The organism is Cohnella luojiensis, from assembly GCF_004564235.1.
GTDB classification, from domain to species: Bacteria; Bacillota; Bacilli; order Paenibacillales; family Paenibacillaceae; genus Cohnella; species Cohnella luojiensis.
The window spans coordinates 1-1,802 of record NZ_SOMN01000084.1; the positions used below are offsets into that span (position 1 = coordinate 1).

General features: G+C 51.8%; 3 protein-coding genes. 1 reads left to right on the forward strand and 2 read right to left on the reverse strand.

What is annotated here, in order from left to right; translation table 11 throughout:
- Window positions 1–92: 92 nt before the first annotated feature.
- Entirely contained in the window at window positions 93–218 is a 126-nt protein-coding gene (locus tag E2980_RS24990) for a hypothetical protein (RefSeq protein ID WP_276322401.1), read from the reverse strand.
- Between the two features lie 1,105 nt (window positions 219–1,323).
- Window positions 1,324–1,467, reverse strand: coding sequence for a hypothetical protein (locus tag E2980_RS23800; protein ID WP_205700025.1), 144 nt, complete (start codon window positions 1,465–1,467; stop codon window positions 1,324–1,326).
- Window positions 1,468–1,584: 117 nt separating this feature from the next.
- Here E2980_RS23800 and E2980_RS24995 point away from each other — a divergent pair, with 117 nt between their 5' ends.
- Window positions 1,585–1,710 (forward strand): hypothetical protein, encoded by a 126-nt coding sequence (locus E2980_RS24995; RefSeq protein ID WP_276322401.1) that lies wholly within the window; start codon window positions 1,585–1,587, stop codon window positions 1,708–1,710.
- Window positions 1,711–1,802: the final 92 nt, after the last annotated feature.

Sequence of the window (1,802 nt, forward strand, 5' to 3'; positions counted from 1 at the left end):
GGCTGTGCGTGTAGGTAGTGACCTTACCTGCATGAGCCGACAAGTGCTCGATACACTTGCCGGTCACGGCAACTCCTTGCGTACTCCCCGAATTAAAACAGCAAGCGGTACAGCGCCCCAAGTCCGTGCCAAGCGACACCGACCACGACCGCCGCCGTAACGACGGCACCGACAGCGCGGCATACGCCGCTATCCTCCAACACCCGCACCCAGTACATCTGCATCCTCCTCTGCTCTCATGTTCCCGGCCAACACACCGCCTTGGTTCGGATTTGTCAACGATTGATTTATTTCCGGTTTGGGATTGCTCCCCTCTCTGACAACTGGCTTTTTAGGATCAACACGCATCGTCCACGGCTTCTCAAATGACATTGGCTTTGTTACAAACCCCTGTTCCCCAGCTCTTCGCGCCTTTCACTTGGAGACGGGATACGTCTCATGCCCAATGGCTTTAGTTCTTCGATGCTTCTTCATCCCGTGGTTAACGGCTTGCCTGGCTTTCGATTCCAATTCCTTTCTGACACTTGTCATGCAAAGCGGCCTATATCTCCCCCATCTTGTGCAAATCAGGTTGAACGAACTGGAATATCGATCACAAAAAGAAACCGCTGGCTTGTTTACGTCTGCACCTCCACCACATGAACCAAGTACCGCCAACCCCCTTCACTTATTCCACTACAGAGAATTAACAGCTTGAAAGGAATAAGTGAAGGCTCCGTTCTCTCCATAATCAAAACACCGCCTAAACAAGCCCCCTCCGGTTTCTTCTATCCAGATATTCCAAAATTCGTTTAACCTCGATTTGCAGTTATTTGGGGGGAGATCGATACAGACCGCTTAGTAAGACAAGTTCATCAGGAAGAAACAACAATCGAAAGGAGGGCAAGCGGGTTAACCGCTCATAAAGAAGAAGTAAGAAGAACAAGCCATCCGGGCATGTACGTATCCCTTCCTCGACAAGAAGAAGGCGCGAAGCATGAGGGGAACAGGGGTTGTAGCAACCATTGTCATCTTTGGGGAGCCGTTCGGACGATGGTGTTGATCCTAAAGCCCGTGCCGCTCATGGATTTCCAGCTTTCAATGCAGGTTTACATTGTCTATGTCGCCAGGAACGCAAATCGGTGTTGAACTGAAATGGGCCGAACCCTTATCCCGATGAGAACGAACAGGACTTATTCGCCGCTAAGCGGAGAATAAGTCCTGCTTGTCGTTCCCAGGCCCTTCGGCCTGTTTCAGTTCAACTGGAATGAAGAAGCCGAATCCTATCCCGATTAGAACGTAAAGGGCTTGTTAGCCGCTTCTCACTTATGCCAACTTCGACGATTACGCTTCGAAGGACATAAGTGAAACATAGCGGCTAACAAGCCCTGATTCCGTTCTCAGGTTATTCGGCTCTCCTTCATTCCAACCGATTTGCGTGAATTTCGGCGGCTTCATCTGTAAACCCAATTGAAAGTCTGAATCCATGCCCGGCACGACCGCTTCGTTAGCAGACCAATCCCAGACCGGGAATAAATCAATCGTTGACAAATCCGAACCAAGGCGGTACAAAAAGGCCGGACATGAGAGCAGAGGAGGATGCAGATGTACTGGGTGCGGGTGTTGGAGGATAGCGGCGTATGCCGCGCTGTCGGTGCCGTCGTTACGGCGGCGGTCGTGGTCGGTGTCGCGTGGCACGGACTTGGGGCGCTGTACCGCTTGCTGTTCTAATTCGGGGAGTACGCAAGGAGTTGCCGTGACCGGCAAGTGTATCGAGCACTTGTCGGCTCATGCAGGTAAGGTCACTACCTACACGCACAGCC

Coding starts and splice junctions, on each gene's coding strand:
- E2980_RS24990 (WP_276322401.1), bottom strand. CDS start 218: ATGTACTGGGTGCGGGTGTTGGAGGATAGCGGCGTATGCCGCGCTGTC.
- E2980_RS23800 (WP_205700025.1), bottom strand. CDS start 1,467: ATGGATTCAGACTTTCAATTGGGTTTACAGATGAAGCCGCCGAAATTC.
- E2980_RS24995 (WP_276322401.1), top strand. CDS start 1,585: ATGTACTGGGTGCGGGTGTTGGAGGATAGCGGCGTATGCCGCGCTGTC.